A 237-nucleotide genomic window follows, 5' to 3' on the forward strand; every position below is an offset into this window, starting at 1 on the left:
AGAGTTAACAAATTATAAGCAAAAAAATAGAATATGTTTAAAATTTTTTTAATATTATTTTTCAGTGTGATGATTAGTTCTTCAATAAATGCACAAGCAAATTTATTGAACGCTAAAAACATAGATCAAATAGGAAAAAAGAGTCAGCAAAAATTAGCTGCGGATAATGACGGTCCTATACCTCACGGATATATAGATGATAGAGATGTTATGTGGTCTAAAGGAGTTTGGGAGTTT

The 237-nt window shown here is 28.7% G+C and carries 1 pseudogene; it reads left to right on the plus strand.

Annotated features, from left to right (window positions below):
• Nucleotides 1–33 precede the first annotated feature (33 nt).
• Nucleotides 34–237: pseudogene (locus ACY2RX_RS14895) on the plus strand (type IX secretion system ring subunit PorN/GldN); the annotation flags it as partial.

The sequence above is a fragment of the Polaribacter sp. 2405UD43-2 genome (assembly GCF_058147125.1).